Origin of the sequence: Pseudomonas sp. N40(2020) (genome assembly GCF_014472415.1) — a bacterium.
In the GTDB taxonomy this organism is placed as follows: Bacteria; Pseudomonadota; Gammaproteobacteria; order Pseudomonadales; family Pseudomonadaceae; genus Aquipseudomonas.
Genome location: NZ_JACSZV010000004.1, coordinates 18,066 through 37,771, shown reverse-complemented (window position 1 = coordinate 37,771; position 19,706 = coordinate 18,066). Strand labels below are relative to the sequence as shown.

The 19,706-nt window shown below is 60.4% G+C and carries 22 protein-coding genes; 12 read left to right on the top strand and 10 right to left on the bottom strand.

Features of this window, described 5'->3' with window-relative positions:
- Nucleotides 1–33 precede the first annotated feature (33 nt).
- The 5 genes from IAI51_RS04160 to IAI51_RS04140 are packed head-to-tail and all read right to left on the bottom strand — an operon-like array spanning nucleotide 34 to nucleotide 3,581.
- A complete protein-coding gene (locus tag IAI51_RS04160; protein ID WP_187677335.1) occupies nucleotides 34–225 on the bottom strand; it encodes a DUF1289 domain-containing protein in 192 nt (63 codons plus the stop codon).
- A 44-nt stretch (nucleotides 226–269) separates the two neighbouring features.
- Nucleotides 270–1,241: an SMC-Scp complex subunit ScpB gene (gene scpB / locus IAI51_RS04155; RefSeq protein WP_187677334.1), complete on the bottom strand. Its 972-nt coding sequence runs from the start codon at nucleotides 1,239–1,241 to the stop codon at nucleotides 270–272.
- Nucleotides 1,242–1,252: 11 nt separating this feature from the next.
- Nucleotides 1,253–2,074: a segregation and condensation protein A gene (locus IAI51_RS04150; RefSeq protein ID WP_103305317.1), complete on the bottom strand. Its 822-nt coding sequence runs from the start codon at nucleotides 2,072–2,074 to the stop codon at nucleotides 1,253–1,255.
- On the bottom strand, nucleotides 2,075–2,704 hold the full coding sequence (locus IAI51_RS04145; protein ID WP_187677333.1) for an L-threonylcarbamoyladenylate synthase: 630 nt from the start codon (nucleotides 2,702–2,704) through the stop codon (nucleotides 2,075–2,077).
- Between the two features lie 13 nt (nucleotides 2,705–2,717).
- A complete protein-coding gene (locus tag IAI51_RS04140; RefSeq protein ID WP_187677332.1) occupies nucleotides 2,718–3,581 on the bottom strand; it encodes a PHP domain-containing protein in 864 nt (287 codons plus the stop codon).
- Between the two features lie 87 nt (nucleotides 3,582–3,668).
- On the opposite strand from IAI51_RS04140, the gene IAI51_RS04135 reads away from it, so the two are divergent.
- The 6 genes from IAI51_RS04135 (at nucleotide 3,669) to IAI51_RS04110 (ending at nucleotide 7,906) form a co-directional block, all read left to right on the top strand.
- On the top strand, nucleotides 3,669–4,265 hold the full coding sequence (locus IAI51_RS04135; protein ID WP_187677331.1) for a septation protein A: 597 nt from the start codon (nucleotides 3,669–3,671) through the stop codon (nucleotides 4,263–4,265).
- Nucleotide 4,266: 1 nt separating this feature from the next.
- A complete protein-coding gene (locus IAI51_RS04130; protein ID WP_187677330.1) occupies nucleotides 4,267–4,566 on the top strand; it encodes a YciI family protein in 300 nt (99 codons plus the stop codon).
- 120 nt (nucleotides 4,567–4,686) lie between these two features.
- Nucleotides 4,687–5,097 carry a translation initiation factor 2 gene (locus IAI51_RS04125; RefSeq protein ID WP_187677329.1) on the top strand — a complete coding sequence of 137 codons (411 nt, stop codon included), beginning with the start codon at nucleotides 4,687–4,689 and terminating at the stop codon, nucleotides 5,095–5,097.
- 7 nt (nucleotides 5,098–5,104) lie between these two features.
- Entirely contained in the window at nucleotides 5,105–5,782 is a 678-nt protein-coding gene (locus IAI51_RS04120) for a response regulator transcription factor (RefSeq protein WP_187677328.1), read from the top strand.
- Between the two features lie 135 nt (nucleotides 5,783–5,917).
- Nucleotides 5,918–6,367, top strand: a complete 450-nt coding sequence (locus IAI51_RS04115) for a Spy/CpxP family protein refolding chaperone (protein ID WP_187677327.1) — start codon at nucleotides 5,918–5,920, stop codon at nucleotides 6,365–6,367.
- A gap of 198 nt (nucleotides 6,368–6,565) precedes the next feature.
- Nucleotides 6,566–7,906 (top strand): sensor histidine kinase, encoded by a 1,341-nt coding sequence (locus IAI51_RS04110; protein ID WP_187677326.1) that lies wholly within the window; start codon nucleotides 6,566–6,568, stop codon nucleotides 7,904–7,906.
- A gap of 225 nt (nucleotides 7,907–8,131) precedes the next feature.
- Here IAI51_RS04110 and IAI51_RS04105 read toward each other — a convergent pair whose 3' ends face one another.
- Nucleotides 8,132–8,698, bottom strand: coding sequence for a nitroreductase family protein (locus IAI51_RS04105; protein ID WP_187677325.1), 567 nt, complete (start codon nucleotides 8,696–8,698; stop codon nucleotides 8,132–8,134).
- Nucleotides 8,699–8,819: 121 nt separating this feature from the next.
- On the opposite strand from IAI51_RS04105, the gene IAI51_RS04100 reads away from it, so the two are divergent.
- Nucleotides 8,820–10,274 carry a TrkH family potassium uptake protein gene (locus IAI51_RS04100; RefSeq protein WP_187677324.1) on the top strand — a complete coding sequence of 485 codons (1,455 nt, stop codon included), beginning with the start codon at nucleotides 8,820–8,822 and terminating at the stop codon, nucleotides 10,272–10,274.
- Here IAI51_RS04100 and IAI51_RS04095 read toward each other — a convergent pair.
- On the bottom strand, nucleotides 10,231–11,292 hold the full coding sequence (locus IAI51_RS04095; RefSeq protein WP_222944026.1) for an AraC family transcriptional regulator: 1,062 nt from the start codon (nucleotides 11,290–11,292) through the stop codon (nucleotides 10,231–10,233). The genes IAI51_RS04100 and IAI51_RS04095 overlap by 44 nt on opposite strands.
- A gap of 164 nt (nucleotides 11,293–11,456) precedes the next feature.
- Here IAI51_RS04095 and IAI51_RS04090 point away from each other — a divergent pair, with 164 nt between their 5' ends.
- Both IAI51_RS04090 and IAI51_RS04085 read left to right on the top strand, forming a co-directional pair.
- On the top strand, nucleotides 11,457–11,768 hold the full coding sequence (locus IAI51_RS04090) for a DUF962 domain-containing protein (protein ID WP_187677323.1): 312 nt from the start codon (nucleotides 11,457–11,459) through the stop codon (nucleotides 11,766–11,768).
- 22 nt (nucleotides 11,769–11,790) lie between these two features.
- Entirely contained in the window at nucleotides 11,791–12,375 is a 585-nt protein-coding gene (locus tag IAI51_RS04085; RefSeq protein WP_187677322.1) for an HD domain-containing protein, read from the top strand.
- Nucleotides 12,376–12,453: 78 nt separating this feature from the next.
- On the opposite strand, the gene IAI51_RS04080 is transcribed toward IAI51_RS04085, so the two are convergent.
- Nucleotides 12,454–13,269 (bottom strand): UDP-2,3-diacylglucosamine diphosphatase, encoded by an 816-nt coding sequence (locus IAI51_RS04080; protein WP_187677321.1) that lies wholly within the window; start codon nucleotides 13,267–13,269, stop codon nucleotides 12,454–12,456.
- A 135-nt stretch (nucleotides 13,270–13,404) separates the two neighbouring features.
- Here IAI51_RS04080 and IAI51_RS04075 point away from each other — a divergent pair, with 135 nt between their 5' ends.
- On the top strand, nucleotides 13,405–14,169 hold the full coding sequence (locus IAI51_RS04075) for a helix-turn-helix domain-containing protein (RefSeq protein WP_187677320.1): 765 nt from the start codon (nucleotides 13,405–13,407) through the stop codon (nucleotides 14,167–14,169).
- Between the two features lie 126 nt (nucleotides 14,170–14,295).
- The gene (locus IAI51_RS04070; protein WP_187677319.1) at nucleotides 14,296–15,189 is read left to right on the top strand and encodes a DMT family transporter; all 894 of its coding nucleotides are present in this window, start codon (nucleotides 14,296–14,298) and stop codon (nucleotides 15,187–15,189) included.
- Here IAI51_RS04070 and IAI51_RS04065 read toward each other — a convergent pair.
- Entirely contained in the window at nucleotides 15,183–15,470 is a 288-nt protein-coding gene (locus IAI51_RS04065) for a SelT/SelW/SelH family protein (protein ID WP_095187805.1), read from the bottom strand. The two genes, IAI51_RS04070 and IAI51_RS04065, sit on opposite strands and share 7 nt — an antisense overlap.
- Before the next feature lie 71 nt (nucleotides 15,471–15,541).
- On the opposite strand from IAI51_RS04065, the gene IAI51_RS04060 reads away from it, so the two are divergent.
- Nucleotides 15,542–17,731, top strand: a complete 2,190-nt coding sequence (locus tag IAI51_RS04060; RefSeq protein WP_187677318.1) for a patatin-like phospholipase family protein — start codon at nucleotides 15,542–15,544, stop codon at nucleotides 17,729–17,731.
- A 106-nt stretch (nucleotides 17,732–17,837) separates the two neighbouring features.
- On the opposite strand, the gene IAI51_RS04055 is transcribed toward IAI51_RS04060, so the two are convergent.
- Nucleotides 17,838–19,622, bottom strand: a complete 1,785-nt coding sequence (locus IAI51_RS04055) for a FimV/HubP family polar landmark protein (protein WP_187677317.1) — start codon at nucleotides 19,620–19,622, stop codon at nucleotides 17,838–17,840.
- Between the last annotated feature and the right edge of the window lie 84 nt (nucleotides 19,623–19,706).

The following is a 19,706-nucleotide window of genomic DNA, read 5'->3' as shown; positions in this document are numbered from 1 at the left end:
TCGCGCATCAGAGACTAGCTGATCGATCGACAGTTATTTCTTTTTCCGCCGACCGGCGCCGCCAAGCTTGATCAGGCGCAGCGCGGCTTCGGCCAGCACGATGCGTTTGTCATCCTTGTCGAGTTTCTTCCAGGCTTTGATTTCGCGCTTGCTGCGCCCGCAGCCGAGGCAAATGTCATCGGTGAATTTGCAGAGGCTGATGCAGGGGTCTTTAGTCGAGCTCATGGGGTCTCCCGTGAAGATCAAAAGATCGCAGCCTTCGGCGAGCCTCAGTCCTCGAACTCGCGGCGTTCGGCTTCGATCGCTTCGGCCAGCGCGCGGGCTTCGGCTTCTTCTTCGCTCAGTTCGGGTTCTGGTGCGGACTGCTCCAGGGCAGCAACGGCAGCCAAGAGTTTTTCCCGGGCCTCGGCAACACCAAGAATGTCCTCTTCAGGTTCGGCTTCAGGCTCGGTCTCAGGTTCAATCTCAATGCCTGGCTCGACAATTTCAACCTCAGGCTCGGTCGGCAGCACGTCGCCATCGGCACCATCACGCAGCAAATCGTCGAAGTCGGTCTTGATCCCCTCCTCCATGCTGTCCAGTTCCAGCAGCAAGGTGTGGAAACTGGTTTCCTCCTTCTCCTCTTCCGGCTCGGCGCTGGCGTCGGCCAGTTCCTGCAAACTCTGCGGCACCGGGGCATCGTCGAAATCCAGCACCGGGTCGGCTTCCATCTCGCGCAACTCGGCCAGCGGCGGCAGGTCTTCAAGGTTCTTCAGGTTGAAGTGATCGAGAAACGCCTTGGTGGTGGCGAACATCGCCGGTTTGCCCGGCACGTCGCGGTAACCGACGATGCGGATCCACTCGCGCTCGATCAGGGTTTTGACGATGTTGCTGTTGACTGCCACACCACGAACGTCTTCGATCTCGCCTCGGGTTATCGGCTGGCGATAGGCAATCAGCGCGATGGTTTCCAGCAAGGCACGGGAATAACGCTGCGGGCGTTCTTCCCAGAGGCGGCCAACCCACGGCGAAAACTTCTCGCGAATCTGCAGGCGATAGCCGGACGAGACTTCCTTCAGCTCGAACGCGCGCCCATCACAGGACTTGGCCAACAATGCCAGGGCTTTCTTGAAGACCGGCGGCTCTGGCCGCTCGCCCTCTTCGAACAGTTCGTAGAGGCGCTCAAGGGATTGCGGTTTTCCCGAGGCCAACAGAAAGGCTTCAAGCAGGGACGCCAGCTCGCGGGGTTCAGTCAGGTTCATGTTTCGACTCGTTATTCGGCTCGGGCTCGCACGTGGATCGCGGCGAACGGCTCATTCTGCACCAGCTCGACCAAGGATTCCTTGACCAGTTCAAGGATCGCCATAAAGGTCACTACCACACCGAGACGACCTTCTTCGGCGGTGAACAGCTCGACGAACGGCACAAAACCGCCGCCCTTGAGCCGTTCCAGCACATCGCTCATGCGCTCGCGGGTCGACAGGGCCTCGCGGCTGACCTGATGGCTTTCAAACATGTCGCCACGGCGCAGTACCTCGGCCATGCACATCAGGATTTCTTCCAGCGCCACATCGGGCAACAACTTGCGCGCCCGGGCTTCCGGGGCGTCGAGCTTGGGCACCACGACGTCGCGGCCCACCCGGCTCAGACCATCGATGCCTTCAGCGGCCGCCTTGAAGCGTTCGTACTCCTGCAAGCGGCGGATCAGTTCGGCGCGCGGGTCGTCTTCTTCGTCTTCGACGGTTTCGGCCCGTGGCAGCAGCATGCGCGACTTGATCTCGGCCAGCATCGCGGCCATCACCAGGTACTCCGCGGCCAGCTCCAGACGCACCGACTGCATCAACTCGACATAACCCATGTACTGGCGGGTGATTTCCGCCACCGGGATGTCGAGGATGTTGATGTTCTGTTTGCGGATCAGGTACAGCAGCAGGTCGAGCGGGCCTTCGAAGGCTTCAAGGAAGACCTCGAGTGCATCCGGTGGAATGTAAAGGTCCAACGGCATTTCCATGACCGCCTGGCCATAGACCATGGCAAACGGCAGTTCCTGCTGGGCGCCGGCCTGCGGATCGACAACGGTTTCTACTGCGGACATTCAGGCCTCGACCATGAACGGGGCAGGATCGCCGCAACCGACGCGGATCACTTCCGGATCGTCGCCGGTCAGGTCGATCACGGTGGAGGCCTTGATGCCGCCAAAACCGCCGTCGATGATCAAGTCCACTTGGTGTTCGAGCAACTGGCGCATTTCGTACGGATCGCTCAGTGGATCTTCGTCGCTGGGCATGATCAGGGTCACGCTCATCAGCGGCTCGCCGAGTTCGGCCAACAGCGCCAACGCAATCGGGTGGCTCGGCACACGCAGGCCGATGGTGCGCTTCTTCGGATGCAGGAGCAGCCGCGGCACTTCACGGGTGGCATTGAGAATGAAGGTGTACGGCCCTGGCAGGTGCGCCTTGAGAATGCGGAAGGTGCCGGTGTCGATCTTGGCGTAGTTGCCCAGTTGCGACAGATCGCTGCAGATCAGCGCGAAGTTGTGTTTCTCATCGAGCTGACGCAGCCGCCGCACGCGCTCAATGGCCGTCTTGTCGCCAATCTGGCAACCAATGGCGTAGGAAGAGTCCGTGGGATAAATCACCACCCCGCCCTTGCGGATGATCTCGACTGCCTGTTTGATCAGGCGCGCTTGCGGGTTTTCCGGATGAATCTGGAAAAATTGACTCACATTCTCTACCTGTTCAGACGGCGGCAATAACTGTGTCATGTTTGAACCGACACCACAGGGGTGGAAGGTCCTCGGGAACCGGCCGGTATTGGCCGATCTCGGACCAGCCTCCAGGGCCATGAAAATCACTGCCGGCGCTGACCAGCAGACCGAACTCACGGGCAAGGATTGCCAGGCTGCCCACCTGTTCCGCAGGCTGATGGCCATTGACCACTTCGATCGCATGCCCGCCCGCTTGAATATAGTCGGCAATCAGCTTTCGGCGCTTGCTGCGGGTGAAATCGTAGTGCCATGGATGCGCCAGACTGACCCAGGCCCCGGCGGCGCGCAGAGTACCGACAGTGTCCTCCAGAGTCGGCCAGTGCAGTTTGACGTCGCCCAGCTTGCCGGCGCCAAGCCATTTGCGGAATGCCTCGGCGCGATCCTTTACATAACCTTCACGCACCATCCAGTCGGCGAAATGCGGACGGGCCGGCGCGTTGCCGCTGTCACCCAGTGCTTGCTGGATCTGTCGTGCGCCGTCGAGGGCGCCGGGCATGCCCTTGAGGGCGAGCTTGCGGCTTATTTCTTCCGACCGCAGCCAGCGGCCATCGTGCAACTTGGCGATGGCCTCGACCAGCGGCGCGGCGTTGACGTCGAAACCGTAGCCCAACACATGGATGGTCGCGCCGCCCCAGGTGCAGGAGAGTTCGACGCCATTGACCAGTTGCATCCCCAACTCAGTCGCGGCCATGCGCGCTTCGGCGAGGCCTTCGAGGGTGTCATGGTCGGTCAATGCCAAGACTCGCACGCCGTTCTCGAACGCACGCGCAACCAGAACCGCAGGCGCCAGGGCGCCATCGGAGGCCGTGCTGTGGCAGTGCAAATCAACATTCACGGGGAGTTGTAACCTCAAATCAGCCGGCGCTATCGCGCGCCCATATGTTTGTTATTATGCCGCCACATCCAGCTTCTGGCTCTCACTGTGAAACAATTCATCGATTTCATCCCGCTTCTGCTGTTTTTCATCGTTTACAAACTTGATCCACGGGTCGTCGACATTGCGGGCCATGAAGTCACTGTAGGCGGTATTTACAGCGCCACTGCGATGCTGATCATCAGCTCTCTGGCGGTGTACGGCGCGCTTTTCATCAAACAGCGCAAGCTGGAAAAGAGCCAATGGCTGACCCTGATCGCCTGCCTCGTATTCGGCAGCCTGACCCTGGCCTTCCACAGCGAGACGTTCCTGAAATGGAAAGCCCCGGTGGTCAACTGGTTGTTCGCTGTCGCCTTCATCGGCAGCCACTTCATCGGTGACCGCCTGCTGATCAAGCGCATCATGGGCCATGCACTGACCCTGCCGGACCCAGTCTGGACGCGCCTGAACATCGCCTGGATCGCCTTTTTCCTGTTCTGCGGGGCCGCCAACCTGTTCGTCGCCTTCACCTTCCAGAGCATCTGGGTGGACTTCAAGGTGTTCGGCAGCCTGGGCATGACCGTGCTGTTCCTGGTGGCTCAGGGCATTTATCTGTCCCGTCACCTGCACGACACCGATACCACAACACCAAAAACCGAGGACTGACATGCTCTACGCAATCATTGCCACCGACGTTGCCAACTCGCTCGAAGCTCGCCTGGCCGCGCGCCCTGCGCACCTGGAACGCCTGCAAGTGCTCAAGGGCGAAGGCCGCATCGTATTGGCCGGCCCGCACCCGGCCGTCGACAGCAATGATCCGGGTGCAGCGGGTTTCACCGGCAGCCTGATCGTCGCCGAGTTCGATTCCCTTAGCGCCGCGCAAGCCTGGGCCGATGCCGATCCGTACATCGCTGCCGGCGTCTACGCCACTGTGATCGTGAAGCCGTTCAAGCAAGTCCTGCCGTAACTTTCCCCCGCAAATCCTCCACGCGATGAACCTTGTCGGTTCATCGCGTTCTCAATCGCTCATTATTCTTGTTTGCCTGCCGACAACCTGCCCAATATCCATTTGGAAACAGGTGTCGCGATGCGCAAGGGTCCGTTGTGTCTGATGTTGGTCACGTTGTCGATCATGGCGCCCGCCCATGGTGAGGAAGCCACCGAAGGCGGCAGCTCTACGCCATTGTCATTGAGTGCCGGCAGCCAGATCACCGAGTTGCAACAGCGTCTCAAGGCCAGCGAGCAGCAGCGCGAAGAATTGAACAAACAACTGCAAAATGCCGACAACACCCGCGAGAGCGCCCAGCTCGCCCGGTTGCGCCAAGAGAACCAGCGCCTCAAGCTGCAACTCAAGGAAGCCCAGGCCAGCACGCTGCCGCGCCTGCTGACCGATCAGCAGCAGTGGTTCGTCACCGGCGCCGGGGTAGCGCTATTGGCGCTGCTCTGCGGTATCTTTGCCAGTGGTGCAAGCCGAAAACGTCGGCAATGGCTAAATTGAGTGAGTCATGAGCGAGCTGTTACTTATTGATGATGACGTGGAGCTGTGTGAGCTCCTGAGCAGTTGGTTGAGCCAGGAAGGCTTCCAGGTGCGCGCCTGCCACGACGGTCAGAGCGCCCGCAAGGCCTTGGCCGAAACCGCTCCGGCGGCAGTGGTGCTGGACGTGATGCTGCCCGATGGCAGTGGTCTGGAACTGCTCAAGCAATTGCGTAACGATCACGCCGATCTGCCGGTGCTGATGCTCTCCGCCCGTGGCGAGCCGCTGGACCGCATTCTCGGCCTGGAACTGGGCGCCGACGATTACCTGGCCAAACCCTGCGACCCGCGTGAACTGACTGCCCGCTTGCGCGCCGTGTTGCGCCGCAGCCATCCGGCCGCCGTGTCGACGCAGTTGGAACTGGGTGACCTGAGTTTCAGCCCGGTGCGCGGCGTGGTCAGCATCGACGAGAAAGAACTGACCCTTACCGTTTCCGAAAGCCGCTTGCTCGAAGCGTTGCTCAAACAGCCCGGCGAGCCGCTGGACAAACAGGAACTGGCGCAACTTGCCCTCGGCCGCAAGTTGACCCTGTACGACCGCAGCCTCGACATGCACGTCAGCAACCTGCGCAAAAAGATCGGCCCACACCCCGACGGCCGCCCGCGGATCGTGGCTCTGCGCAGCCGCGGTTACTACTACAGCCTCTGACGCTGTGTAGTTTTTGTCAGGTCAGCGCCGTATCGTCTTTACCCAAGCTTTACGTAGCGCTTACCGCCGCTGACCTTGATCTCCGTAATCTGAACTCATCCGGAACGTACCGGGAACGAGACAAGGAGATACACCATGCGCAAGACTCTTATCGCTCTGATGTTCGCTGCCGCTCTGCCAACCGTCGCCATGGCCATGCCGCAAGACGGTGGCCCGATGGGTGGCCCGCTCGACGGCCCACGCCACGGCGGTCAGATGCACGGCATGCACGGCAAAGGCCCGTACAGCCAACTCGACTTGTCCCGCGAACAACGCGAGCAGATCCGCAAGATCATGGGCGAGCAGATGCACGAGCGTAAGCAAGTGGTCGACAAGTACCTGGAAAAACTCTCGCCAGCCGACCAGAAAGCCATGAAGGACGAGATGGCGGCCAACCACAAAAAATCCGAGTCTGATGTCCGCGCCGTGTTGAAACCGGATCAACAGAAGAAATTCGACGAGATGCAGAAGAAACAGGCCGAACGTCGCGCAGAATGGGCCGAGTTCAAGGCCTGGAAAGCGCAACAGCCGCAAAAGGCGCAATAATGTTCTGACTTCAGGCCCAACGGCTTAAACCGTTGGGCCTGCTTACATTCGACCCTGTAGGAGCTGCCGCAGGCTGCGATCTTTTAGCTGTGGGACGCAGAACGTCCCCGGCTGCATTCCCACGCAGAGCGTGGGAACGATCAGATCGCAGCCTGCGGCAGCTCCTACAGGGGTTTTGTGTCTGATTGAGGATTTTCTGTGCGTTCATTGTTCTGGCGTATTCTCGCGAGCTTCTGGCTGGCTATCGCTCTGGTGGCAGGGCTCTCCATTCTGCTGGGGCACATGCTCAATCAGGACGCGTGGATCCTCAGTCGTCACCCGGGCCTCAACACTCTGGCCGCCGAGTGGACGCAGACCTACGAAGCCCAAGGCGAAGAAGCCGCCCAGAACATCCTCGAGCAACGCAAACGCCAATACCACATCGACGTTCAGGTCCTCAACGAGACCGGCGACCCAGTGGTGCGCGGCACCTTTCCCCGCCGCGCGGCAGCCTTCGAAGCCCGCCAGAACAACGATGACCGCCGCCTGCCATGGCGGCGTCTGACCGATGAATTCACCAGTGACAAAACCGGCGACACCTACCTGTTCATCTACCGCATCCCGCACCCGGAACTCGACGCCTGGCACCGCGAAAGCCTGCTCTGGCCGTTAAGTGCGCTGGGTATCGCGCTGGTGGTGCTAACCCTGTTCAGCCTGCTGGTGACGTTCTCCATCACTCGCCCGCTCAGCCGCTTGCGCGGCGCGGTGCATGATCTGGGGCAAACGACTTATCAGCAAAATAGCCTGGCGAAACTGGCCAACCGCCGCGATGAATTCGGTGTGCTGGCAACCGACTTCAACCGCATGGGCGCGCGCCTGCAAAGCCTGATCGGCAGTCAGCGTCAATTACTGCGAGACGTGTCTCACGAACTGCGTTCACCGCTGGCACGGCTGCGCATTGCACTGGCACTGGCGGAACGGGCCAATCCTGAAGAGCGGGAAAAGCTCTGGCCCCGCCTGACCCGCGAATGCGACCGGCTCGAAGCGTTGATCAGTGAAATTCTGGTGTTGGCGCGGGTCGATGCCGACAACGCCAGCGCTGAAGACGTGGACTTGAACGCACTGCTCAGCCTTCTGCAAAAGGACGCGCAACTCGGCTCGCCAGAGCAGTCCGTGCACCTGGACGTCGAGCCGCAACTGAATTTCAAGGGTTGGCCGACCATGATCGAGCGCGCTGTCGATAACCTGCTGCGCAATGCCCAGCGATTCAATCCGGAAGGCCAGGCGATTGAAATGAAGGCCTCGCGTCAGGGCGAACGCATCGTGGTGAGCGTGCGTGACCATGGGCCGGGGGTGCAGGCCGAGCATTTGAACCAGTTAGGCGAGCCGTTCTATCGGGCGCCGGGGCAGACTGCCGCCGGGCATGGATTGGGATTGGCGATTGCCAAGCGTGCGGCGGAGCGCCATGGCGGGAGTCTGGTGTTGGCGAATCATCCTGAGGGCGGGTTTATTGCCAGTCTGGAGTTGCCGTTGGTGCCTGGAGCCGTAGTGCAGCCCTAAGAGCCACCCTCACCCCAGCCCTCTCCCGGAGGGAGAGGGGGCCGACCGAAGGGTCTTGCGTCATACATCGACCTGAAAAACCGTGTCGATTATGGTTACACCAAGCGCTAAACCGAGTCGATTCCGGATTCACCAAAAATCGCTCAGGTCGGCGTATCTCTGGAGTATCCCCCAATCAGTCCCCTCTCCCCCCGGGAGAGGGTTAGGGTGAGGGGCTTTTGATCTTCAGGCTTTACCCGGCCAGGCACTGACAAATTCAGCCAGATCAACCTTTTCAGCCACACGCGGTTCTTTCTGCGGCGTACCGAGGTACAGGAAGGCAATCACTTCTTCACCTTCCGCCAGCCCCAGGCCTTTGGCCACATGCGCCGAATAAGCCAGATCACCGGTACGCCAAACAGCACCAATCCCCTGCGCATACGCTGCCAGCAAAATCCCGTGCGCCGCACAGCCCGCCGCCAGCAATTGCTCAGCCTTCGGGTACTTGACGTGTTCCTGCAACTTCGCGATCACCACAACTACCAACGGCGCCCGCAGTGGGCCGTTGCGGGCTTTGTCGATCATTGCTTCAGTGACTTCGCCTTCCTGCTTCTGCGCAGCCTCGGCCAGCAACTCGCCCATCTGCTCACGCGCAGCGCCTTCGACAGTCAGGAAGCGATACGGCTGCAAATGCCCGTGATCCGGTGCACGCAGCGCCGCGCCAAACAAGGCTTCGCGCTGCTCGGCAGTCGGGGCCGGTTCGACCAGTCGGGGAACGGAAACACGGTTGAGCAAAGCGTCGAGAGCCTGCATCGGCCACCTCCTGAGAAAAATGTGCGGCTATTCTAGCTGTATCTGTCAAAGGGATGCCGGTTTACATGCCCTGCCCCACAGGTAGAATGGCGCCCTTCCCACATCAGCCCGAGCGGACTTCATGGCGTTGCCGACCTTACGGATCATTGGTTTCATCATCGGCATCTTCCTGATCACCCTGGCGATTGCCATGGTCGTGCCCATGGCCACCCTGGTGATTTTCGATCGCACGGGCGATCTGCCGTCGTTTCTCTGGGCAAGCATGATCACCTTCGTCGCCGGCCTCGCGCTGGTGATTCCCGGTCGCCCGGAACACATTCATCTGCGCCCGCGCGACATGTACCTGCTGACCGTCAGCAGTTGGCTGGTGGTGTGTATCTTCGCGGCGCTGCCGTTTCTGCTGACCCAGCACATCAGCTACACCGACTCGTTTTTCGAAAGCATGTCCGGCATCACCGCCACCGGTTCGACCGTGCTCACGGGTCTGGATAACATGTCCCCCGGCATCTTGATGTGGCGCTCGTTGCTGCACTGGATCGGCGGCATCGGCTTTATCGGCATGGCGGTGGCGATTCTGCCGCTGTTGCGCATCGGGGGCATGCGCCTGTTCCAGACCGAATCGTCAGACCGCTCGGAAAAGGTCATGCCGCGCTCGCACATGGTGGCGCGACTGATCGTGGCGGCTTACGTCGGCATCACCATCCTCGGCAGCCTGGCGTTCTGGTGGGCCGGGATGAGCCTGTTCGACGCGATCAATCATGCGATGTCGGCGATTTCCACCGGCGGGTTCTCGACCTCCGACCAGTCGCTGGCCAAGTGGACGCAACCGGCGGTGCACTGGGTGGCGGTGGTGGTCATGATTCTCGGCAGCTTGCCGTTTACCCTCTACGTAGCCACGTTGCGGGGCAACCGCAAGGCGCTGATCAAGGATCAACAGGTGCAGGGTTTGCTCGGCATGTTGCTGGTGACCTGGCTGGTGCTCGGCACCTGGTATTGGTGGACGACCAATCTGCATTGGCTCGAAGCTTTGCGCCATGTGGCGCTGAACGTGACGTCGGTGCTGACCACTACCGGTTTTGCCCTCGGCGACTACAGCCTGTGGGGCAACTTCTCGCTGATGCTGTTTTTCTATCTGGGTTTCGTGGGTGGCTGCTCGGGCTCGACTGCCGGCGGGATCAAGATCTTCCGTTTCCAGGTCGCCTACATCCTCCTCAAGGCCAACCTTAACCAGTTGATCCACCCGCGCGCGGTAATCAAGCAGAAGTACAACGGTCACCGCCTCGACGAAGAGATCGTGCGCTCGATTCTGACCTTCTCGTTCTTCTTCGCCATCACCATCTGCGTGATCGCCCTGCTGCTGTCACTGTTGGGCGTGGACTGGATGACCGCGCTGACCGGCGCCGCCAGTACCGTATCCGGCGTAGGCCCGGGGTTGGGCGAAACCATCGGCCCGGCGGGCAACTTCGCGACGCTGCCGGATGCTGCCAAGTGGATCCTGTCGTTCGGCATGCTGCTCGGCCGACTGGAGATCATCACGGTGTTTGTGCTGTGTATTCCGGCCTTTTGGCGTCACTGATCGCATTCGGCGCCTGTAACAACCGCGCCCGGTAATCGCCGGGCGTGGTGTCGAACCAGCGCCGGAACGCGCGAAAGAAATTGCTCGGATCGGCAAAACCCAACAGATAGGCGATTTCCAACAGGGTCATGCTCGGTTGCGCCAGGTACTGCTCGGCCAGTTCACGGCGGGTGTCGTCGAGCAATTGCTGAAAACTCGTGCCCTCCTCCTGCAACCGGCGCTGCAGCGTGCGCTGCGACAAGTGCAAGGTCTGCGCGACGGTATCGCGCTTGGGCTCACCCTGCGGCAGCAAACGGCAGAGCACCTGGCGGGCCTTGTGGGTTACGCGACTTTCGGAAAACCGCGCCAGGTATTCCCCGGCAAACCGGTCATGCAGCAGCGCCATCGCCTCGTTGGCGGTGGGCAGCGGCGCCTCCATGTCGGCGCGCTCGAAAATCAGCGCGTCATACGGCGCGTTGAACATCAGCGGTGCATGGAAGGCTAGTTTGTAGGGTTGCAAGTCAATGGGTTCATCGCCCTGCACCAGCACTTTGACCGGGTGCAGCGTGCGCCCGCTCAGCCAGCCACACAGGGCCAACGCACACGCCAGCGAGGCTTCAGCGCTTTGCCGGGTCGGCGGCAGGTGGTCGCCATGCACCGTCAGAATCAGCGCATAACCTTCTTCCAGCAGGCGAAAGCTCAGGTCGGCACTCTCGGCAATGATCCGCTGATAGCGCACCAGTCGCTGAAAGCCTTCGGCCAACGTGTTGCTGGACATCAGCGCATAACCGGCGACATGAAACGACGCCGGTCGCACCACTTTGCCCATGTTCAGGCCGATCGCCGGGTTGCCGGACAGCTCGACCGCCCGTTGCCAGAGTCGGGTCATGGAATCTTGCGGGAAGCGCGCATCCGGATCATCCAGGGCGGCGTAATCAAGCCCCAACTGCTTGAACAGAACCCGGCAATCCAGGCCGTCCATCTCCAATGCTTTGACAATCCCCATCGCCCAGCTTGCAGAAGTCGTTCGTTCGCTCATGGTGTTTTTCTTTTACATGAGGGGCCGCATGCTACGGCCTGATTTGCGAAGGATACTAAAGTGGCGCCGATAGTCACTGGCCCACGCCAATGATCACTCTAGACTCAAATAAGCTACTCGCAGAACAACTCGTCGCCAGAACAACAACCACAGAGAACGCGGTCGTGGAAAACATCAAGCATTTCAACAGCTTCGCTGAGTTTTACCCGTATTACCTCAGCGAACACAGCAATAGCACCTGTCGTCGCCTGCATTTCATCGGCACGACACTGGTGATTTTTATTCTCGCGCTGACCATCGCCAAGGGTGCCTGGCTGCTGTTGCTGGCCTTGCCGCTGGCCGGTTACAGCTTCGCCTGGGTCGGGCATTTCTTCTTTGAAAAGAATCGACCGGCGACTTTTCAGCATCCGCTGTACAGCTTGCTCGGCGATTTCGCCATGTACCGCGACATGATTCTGGGTCGCGTGGCCTTCTGAAAACCGACATTGAGGATGGCCCATGAACGCCAATGCCCGCTTCACCCACATGAAGGACGGTACGCAGGAAGACTGGGCGATCATCGCCGCGGACTTCAGTGCCTACGCCAAACAGCTGCCATCACGGATCATGACCCACCTGAAATTGCTTGAAGGTGATTTCGGCGGTTTCCCGGTGGATCGCCTGACCCACTCGCTGCAAACCGCGACCCGCGCGTATCGTGACGGGCGTGACGAGGAATACGTGGTGTGCGCGTTGTTGCATGACATCGGCGACACCCTCGGTTCTTACAACCATCCGGACATTGCCGCGGCGATTCTCAAGCCGTTCGTCAGTGCCGAAAACCTTTGGATGGTGGAAAAGCACGGGATCTTCCAGGGCTATTACTTCTTCCATCACCTGGGCATGGATCGGCACCTGCGCGAGCAGTTCAAGGAGCACCCGCAGTTTCAGGCGACCGCCGAATTCTGCGCAAAATACGACGCGGCGGCGTTCGATCCGGCGTATGACACCCTGCCGCTGAGCTTTTTCGAGCCGATGATGCAGCGGTTGTTTGCCCAGCCGAAGCACTCGATTTACAAGGCGGCGATGGAAGAACACGCCTGAAGATCAAAAGCTCGCAGCCTTCGGCAGCTCCTACATGAGGCCTGTGTAGGAGCTGCCGAAGGCTGCGAGCTTTTGCTTTTAAGCGATCTCGGCCACTTTGGCAGTCTTGAGTTCAGCCTCACGCGCCTGCGCATCCGCCAACCGATAAAGCTCGATCGTGCCGTCCCAGTGTTCGATCAACGCCGTACACGACTCCACCCAATCGCCACAATTGAGGTAATCCACCTCGCCGACCTTACGGATCTCGGCATGGTGAATGTGCCCGCACACCACGCCATGCAATTCACGCTTCACACACTCATGGGCGATCGCTTCTTCAAAATCGCTGATGAAGCTCACGGCGGTCTTCACTTTATGTTTGAGATAGGCCGAAAGGGACCAGTAACCGTAGCCATACCGCGCGCGCCAATGGTTGAGCCAGCGATTGAGCGTCAGCGTAAATTCGTAGGCCGAGTCGCCGAGAAACGCCAGCCAGCGGTGGTATCGAGTGATCACATCAAACTGGTCACCGTGAATCACCAGCAGATGCCGGCCATCCGCCGTGACATGCACCGCCTCATCGACCAACTGAATGTTGCCCAGAATCAGCTTCGAATAACGACGCAGGAATTCATCGTGGTTGCCGGTGACGTAGATAACCTCGGTGCCGCGCTTGCTCATGGTCAGCAAGCGGCGGATCACATTGGTATGCGCCTGAGGCCAGTACATGCCGCCACGCAGTTTCCAGCCGTCGATGATGTCGCCGACCAGATAGATCTTGTCGGCGTGATAGCCCTTGAGAAATTGCGACAAGTGTTCGGCCTGGCAATCCCGAGTGCCCAGATGCACGTCGGAGATCCACAAGGTGCGCACCCGTTGTTTGCGGCTGGGTTTGGCGAGCTCGGCGCTGGTCATGGGCAACCCTCTGCGATGTTTTCGCCACAGTGCGCCCGTCCGGTTAATCGACCATGACAGTCACGAGTCAGTCCTGTGACAGCGCATCCCGGCTGCGCCGGTGTAGACTGGCGATCACTTCGGAGACGACTTGCCATGCGACCGATCCTAACTTTGCGCCAGTACACCCGCGATCTGATCGTCCACAGCCACGAGCACGCCCAACTGGTGTTCGGCCTGTCCGGCGCGCTGGATTTCGAGGTGGAAGGCTGTGGCAGTCAGGTGCGTCAGCAGAGCTTCGTGGTCGTCCCCTCCGGCGCCCATCACGCCTGCGGCAGTCCACAGGGGAGTCGTTGTCTGGTGCTGGATATTCCCGATGGCCAATGGGTCGCGGATTCACTCGGTGACCATGCCGACGCCAGCCGCCGCTTGCTCGACAACCCTGCGCGCCTGTCGCTGGATTCGGGGCAAAGTCAGTTGGTCAGCTGGCTGGCGAACAGTCCGGTCACCGATCCAGTGATTGCGCAGCAAGGTGCAGTGCTGTTGTTGGCCAGTCTGAATCACGCCAAACCTGCCGAACTCTGCAATCGGCGCCTGCCCTACGCGGCGCTGGATGCGCTCATTGAGCAAAACGCTGCGTACCCGCTGCAAGTCGCCGATCTGGCGCAAGTGGCCGGGTTGTCTACGGCGCGCCTGCACGCACGGTTTGTCGCCGAATGCGGGCAGACACCGATGGACTACATTCGCAGTCGGCGGCTGCACAAGGCCATGGGCCTGCTGCGCGAGACTGCGCTGCCCATCGGCGAAATCGCCAGTCGCGTTGGCTACAGCTCGCAAAGCGCTTTCTCGGCCGCAGTCCTGCGTGAGTTTGGTTCATCGCCCGGCCAGCTACGACGCGATTCCTGCAACAAAACCCGATAGTCCGCCGACAGACATATACGTCGTTACACGGTTCAATGTGTAGGAGCTGCCGCAGACGATTGATCGTTCCCACGCTCCTGCGTGGGAATGATCAATCAAAAAACCTTGTCTGGATTAAGGATTGCAATGACCCCGCGTACCGCCCTCGGCGCCCTGCATATCGGCGCTCTGATGTTCGGCCTGACCGGCGTATTCGGCAAACTCGCCGCAGCATCGCCGGCCGTGATCGTCTTCGGACGTGCCGCTTTCGCCGTACTTGCCCTGGCGTTTTTCGCCCGTTTCGCCAGCCAGAGCGGCTGGCAAAAACTGCAAGCCGTGGACTGGCGGCGCCTGGCGCTGAGCGGCGTACTGTTGGCCGGACATTGGGTGAGCTTTTTCATTGCGGTGAAGGTTGCCGGCGTGGCGATCGCGACGTTGGGCTTCGCCAGTTTCCCGGCCTTCACGGTGATTCTCGAAGGGCTGATCTTCCGTGAGCGCATCCGCGCCAATGAAATCGTGCTAGTGGTGCTGGTGAGCGTCGGTCTGGTGCTGGTGACCCCGGCGTTCGATCTGGCCAGCGGCTCTACCGTCGGTTTGCTCTGGGCGGTGCTGTCCGGGCTGTTGTTTTCCCTGCTGTCGCTGACCAACCGCGCCAGCTCCGGGCGCATCCCGGCGGTGCAGGCGGCGTTGTGTCAAAACGTGGTGGTGGCGTTGTGTCTGCTGCCGGTCGCGGCGCCGCAACTGAGCGAAGTGCGCGCACTGGACTGGTTGTGGATCGCCCTGCTCGGGGTGTTCTGCACCGGCGTCGCCCACAGCCTGTTCGTCGCCAGCCTGGCGGTGATCAAGGCGCGCACCGCCGCAGTGGTGTTCGCCATGGAGCCGGTCTACGGCATCACCATCGCCTGGCTGCTGTTCAATGAGAACCCGACGTTACGCATGCTTCTCGGCGGCGCATTGATCATCGTCGCCATCGTGGTGTCGGCGCGCATGTCCGGCCATGCCGACAAAAAAACCGTCGCCGCCGAGGCAACCTCTCATTGAGTACGGTCGTTGTGGCCGAGGTCGCGGTCAGGATCGATCTGATCGCGCACTCGCTGCTTGAGCACCTTGGCTTCGGGAAAACCACCATCGGCCTTGCGCTCCCAGATCTGCACGTCATCGCAAGTGATGTGAAACACCCCGCCGGTGCCCGGCACCAGTGACACTTTGCCAAGATCATCGCCGAAGGTGCTGAGCAGTTCCTGCGCCAGCCACGCGGCGCGCAGCAGCCACTGGCATTGGGTGCAATAAGTGATGACAACTTCTGCTTTTGCGACGGTCATGTTCGTGGAAACTCCTGAGACAGAGGGCGCCGCTATAATAGCCGGCTTTACCGCTTGCCCCGAGACTCACAATGCGCCGTCTGCTGTTCTGCCTGCTGCTTGGTTTCCTTCCTCTGTTCGTTTTCGCCAGCGAAACGCCGCGACCGAAAGTCGGCCTCGTGCTGTCCGGTGGTGCCGCTCGCGGGTTGGCGCACATCGGCGTGCTCAAGGCGCTGGAGGAGCAAGGCATCAAGATCGATGCGATTGCCGGTACCAGCATGGGCGCTGTGGTTGGCGGCCTGTATGCCTCGGGCTACAAGATCGACGAACTGGAAAAACTCGCCCTGAGCATCGACTGGCAACAGGCGTTGTCCGATGCGCCGCCCCGGGAAGACGTGCCGTTCCGGCGCAAGCAGGATGACCGCGATTTTCTGGTGAAACAGAAACTGAGCTTTCGCGACGACGGCAGCGTCGGCCTGCCGCTGGGGGTGATTCAGGGCCAGAACCTGGCGCTGCTGCTGGAAAGCCTGCTGGCGCACACAAGTGACACCCGGGACTTCGACAAACTGCCGATCCCCTTCCGCGCCGTGGCGACCGACATCGCCAACGGCGAGAAAGTGGTGTTCCGCAAAGGCCACCTGCCCCAGGTGATCCGCGCCAGCATGTCGATACCTGCGGTGTTCGCCCCGGTCGAACTCGATGGCCGGCTGCTGGTGGATGGCGGCATGACCGACAACATCCCGCTCGATGTCGCACGGCAAATGGGCGTCGATATCGCCATTGTCGTCGACATCGGCACACCGCTGCGCAACCGCAAGCAACTGACCACCGTGGTTGATGTACTTAACCAGTCGATCACCTTGATGACCCGACGCAACTCCGAGGAGCAACTGGCCGCGCTGAAACCGACAGACGTGCTGATCCAACCGGCGCTGGCGAGTTTCGGCGTCACTGATTTCGGCCGCGCCCAGGAAATGATAGATGCCGGTTACCGCGCCACCAAAATCCTCGATGCCCGCCTGGCACGGCTCAAACCGGTGGTTGCTCAGGATGCCCAACTCAACGCCGCGCGCGCGCCCGGCCAACGCACGCCGATCATCACCGCGATCAAGGTCGAGAATGATTCGAAAGTCGACGACGATGTGATCCGTTACTACATCCGTCAGCACATCGGCGAGCCGCTGGATCTGGGCCGACTGCATTCGGACATGGGCACCTTGTACGGCCTCGATTACTTCGAGCAGGTGCAATACCGCGTAGTGCACAAGGGTCAGGATCACACGTTGGTGATCAGCGCCCGGGGCAAGCGCAGCGGCACCGACTACCTGCGAGTCGGCCTCAACCTGTCAGACGACATGCGCGGCGCCAGCGCCTTCAACCTTGGTGCCAGTTACCGTATCAACGGCATCAACCGCCTCGGTGCGGAATGGCTGACCCGCGCGCAGATCGGCGAAAAACAGGAGCTGTACAGCGAGTTTTATCAGCCACTGGACGTCGGCTCTCGCTATTTCATAGCGCCCTCGATGGTGTTTGAGGCACAGAACGTCGATGCGGTGCTCGACAATGATCCGATCGCTCAATACCGGGTCGAGCGCTACGGAATGGCCCTGAATGTCGGTCGGCAGATCGGCAACAATGGCGAAGTGCGTTTGGGTGTCGGTGAAGCCTGGGGCAAGGCCGACGTGCGTATTGGCGATCAGGATCTGCCCAGCGAAAACTTCAACGAAGGCTTCTATTCGTTGAAATATTCCTACGACTCGCTGGACAACGTTTATTACCCGCACGAGGGCAAGGACGTCAGCCTGACCTTCCTGCAATTTGAACCGAGCCTGGGTTCAGACACACGCTACCGACAATGGGAATTCAAACTCGATAAAGCCATGAGTCACGGACCCGACACGCTGATTCTGGGGGGACGCTATGGCCGCACACTCGACGACACCAATGTGGTGACGTCGAGCTTCCTGCTCGGCGGCGCTCGGCAGCTGTCAGGTTTCCGTGAGGACGCGATTTCCGGGCAGAACGTCAGTTTGATGCGGGCGGTGTATTACCGTCGGCTGACACCGCGTTCGTATCTGCCGCTGGATTTCCCGCTGTACGCCGGCGCCTCGCTGGAACGTGGGCGAGCGTGGAACAACGACAATGAATTCGACAGTGGCTACATCAATGCGGCCAGTGTGTTTATTGGCTTCGATACACCACTGGGGCCGTTGAATTTCAGTTATGGGTTGAATGATGCGAATGAGCAGGCTGTGTATTTGAATCTGGGCCAAACCTTTTGAACACCCCTGTAGGAGCTGTCGAGTGAAACGAGGCTGCGATCTTTTGATCTTGCTTTGAAAAGATCGTCCGATCGCGGCCCGAGCCTTCGGCAGCTTCTACAGGGGATCAGCGGATGCCTGCCAGAAGGGTCCGCGCGGTTTGCTTTAAAGGCTCATCCCCTTCCTTGAGCAATTCATTGAGCAACGCAATCGCGCTGTCGATGTCGCCGTCATCGATGCAGGTCTGAGCCTGTTCGAGCTTCCCGGAACCTGCCGCCTCTTCGGGCTCCGACATTTGCAACGCCAACGGCTCCAGCGCGAGCGATGGCTCCGGATCAGAAAATTCATTGAGAAAGTCATCGTCCAGCGGCTGCGCGTCCGGCTCGGGGATCCACTCAAGCTCGGCTTCATCGCTGGTCACGGTTTCCGGCAATTCAAAGTCCTGCGGCAACACTTGCAGGCTGGAACCCAAAGCGGACGCTTCGGCTGGTGGCTGAACCGGTGCCGCACGGCTGTCCTCCAGATCCCAGCTGGAATCCATCGACAACTCATCCAGATTCAACTCGAAATCATGCTCAGCCGCAGCGGATTCGGGAGCGGCAACAATGACAGGCGTAATGCTGGCGACCAATGGCGCCGTTGCCGCCAGCGGCTCAGTGCTCGTCAGTTTCGGATGCCGGGCGCGAACATCCTGCAACTGGTGAGCCTCCACTCCACGCGCACGCAAATGACTTTCCTGCTGCTCGTAAGCAGCACTATCGCCCTGACGCCCCAGCACCTCGAGCAATTGCAGACCGAGATCGATGCGCTCCGGCTCCTTATGCTGCGCATCGCGCAACAACCCGGCTGCTTCGCCAAGTCGCCCGTATGCCAGGTAAATGCCCACGGCTTCCAGGACATCACCCGCCGCCGGCTCTTCACGATGCTCGGCTGAGGCGTGAGTCCTGACCGGTTCGGCGCTCTCGGGTTCATCCACATCGACCTCATTGCGCAGCGGCAACAGCGGCACTGGTGCGTCACTCGGCATCTGTTGTTTGCGTCGACGGTGAACGAACAACGCAGCCAATGCCCCCAGCAGTAACAACAGACCTCCGAGCAGTGGCCAGTTCAACCCGTCGTCCGTGGACTCGACCGGTACAACAACCGCAGCAGGTGCCGGAGTTACCACCGGCGCTGGCGGTGGCTTCTGAGATTCGGCCAAGCGTGTCTGCAGATCACTGACCTGCTTCTTGCCGTCGGCAATCTGCACATCCTGTGCCTGCAGTTTCGCATTCAGCTCGTCCAGGGACTTTTGCAATTGTTGGCTCTGCAGCACGCTGGCGGCCAATTGCTCGGCCAGCGCCTCGTTGGCCGGTGCCGTCGTCGGTGGTGGCACCGCAGGTGTTCCGCGCTTGCCCTGCGCTGCCTGGGGCGGCGCGGTGACCGGTTCGACCGTGGGAAACGCCGAGGACTGCGCGCGCGGATCCGGTTCATCGGTGGCTGGCACGATACCCGGCGAGCCCGGCGGATCGATCAGTACGGTGTATTCGCGCAACACGCGGCCATTGGGCTGATTGAGCTGCACAAGGAAATTCAGAAAGGGTTCGTTGACCGGTTTGCTGGAAGTGACCCGGATCATCTGGCGATTGCCATGCAGGATCGGCGTGAACTTGAGGTCGTTGAGAAAGAACACCCGTTCGACCCCGGCACTGCCGAATTCGTCTGCCGTGGCCAGGCTCACCGACAGGTCACTTTGCGTCAAAGCACCGACATCGATCAGCGCAATATCGGCCTTGAGCGGCTGATTAAGGCCCGAATGAACCGTGATGTCACCCAGCCCCAGAGCCAACGACAAGGTTGAATAGCCGACTGCGCCAGCGACCAACAGCCCTTTGGCGCAAACGCGCAGTACCACGTGCCAACTTGCGAGCATGAGCATCCCTTTAATAAGCAAAACCGACTTCTATGCATTCGCACATCCGGTACGAACACGATATTGCCTAGTAGTTCTTATAGC

Excerpts from the sequence above, each read along its gene's own strand:
- IAI51_RS04080 (WP_187677321.1), bottom strand. The coding sequence starts at position 13,269 with ATGACCAGCGCCGAGCTCGCCAAACCCAGCCGCAAACAACGGGTGCGC.
- IAI51_RS04095 (WP_222944026.1), bottom strand. The coding sequence starts at position 11,292 with ATGAGCGAACGAACGACTTCTGCAAGCTGGGCGATGGGGATTGTCAAA.
- scpB (WP_187677334.1), bottom strand. The coding sequence starts at position 1,241 with ATGAACCTGACTGAACCCCGCGAGCTGGCGTCCCTGCTTGAAGCCTTT.
- IAI51_RS04125 (WP_187677329.1), top strand. The coding sequence starts at position 4,687 with ATGCGCAAGGGTCCGTTGTGTCTGATGTTGGTCACGTTGTCGATCATG.
- IAI51_RS04105 (WP_187677325.1), bottom strand. The coding sequence starts at position 8,698 with ATGCAGGCTCTCGACGCTTTGCTCAACCGTGTTTCCGTTCCCCGACTG.
- IAI51_RS04130 (WP_187677330.1), top strand. The coding sequence starts at position 4,267 with ATGCTCTACGCAATCATTGCCACCGACGTTGCCAACTCGCTCGAAGCT.
- IAI51_RS04065 (WP_095187805.1), bottom strand. The coding sequence starts at position 15,470 with ATGACCGTCGCAAAAGCAGAAGTTGTCATCACTTATTGCACCCAATGC.
- IAI51_RS04075 (WP_187677320.1), top strand. The coding sequence starts at position 13,405 with ATGCGACCGATCCTAACTTTGCGCCAGTACACCCGCGATCTGATCGTC.
- IAI51_RS04070 (WP_187677319.1), top strand. The coding sequence starts at position 14,296 with ATGACCCCGCGTACCGCCCTCGGCGCCCTGCATATCGGCGCTCTGATG.
- IAI51_RS04150 (WP_103305317.1), bottom strand. The coding sequence starts at position 2,074 with ATGTCCGCAGTAGAAACCGTTGTCGATCCGCAGGCCGGCGCCCAGCAG.
- IAI51_RS04100 (WP_187677324.1), top strand. The coding sequence starts at position 8,820 with ATGGCGTTGCCGACCTTACGGATCATTGGTTTCATCATCGGCATCTTC.
- IAI51_RS04060 (WP_187677318.1), top strand. The coding sequence starts at position 15,542 with ATGCGCCGTCTGCTGTTCTGCCTGCTGCTTGGTTTCCTTCCTCTGTTC.
- IAI51_RS04085 (WP_187677322.1), top strand. The coding sequence starts at position 11,791 with ATGAACGCCAATGCCCGCTTCACCCACATGAAGGACGGTACGCAGGAA.
- IAI51_RS04115 (WP_187677327.1), top strand. The coding sequence starts at position 5,918 with ATGCGCAAGACTCTTATCGCTCTGATGTTCGCTGCCGCTCTGCCAACC.
- IAI51_RS04120 (WP_187677328.1), top strand. The coding sequence starts at position 5,105 with ATGAGCGAGCTGTTACTTATTGATGATGACGTGGAGCTGTGTGAGCTC.
- IAI51_RS04055 (WP_187677317.1), bottom strand. The coding sequence starts at position 19,622 with ATGCTCGCAAGTTGGCACGTGGTACTGCGCGTTTGCGCCAAAGGGCTG.
- IAI51_RS04160 (WP_187677335.1), bottom strand. The coding sequence starts at position 225 with ATGAGCTCGACTAAAGACCCCTGCATCAGCCTCTGCAAATTCACCGAT.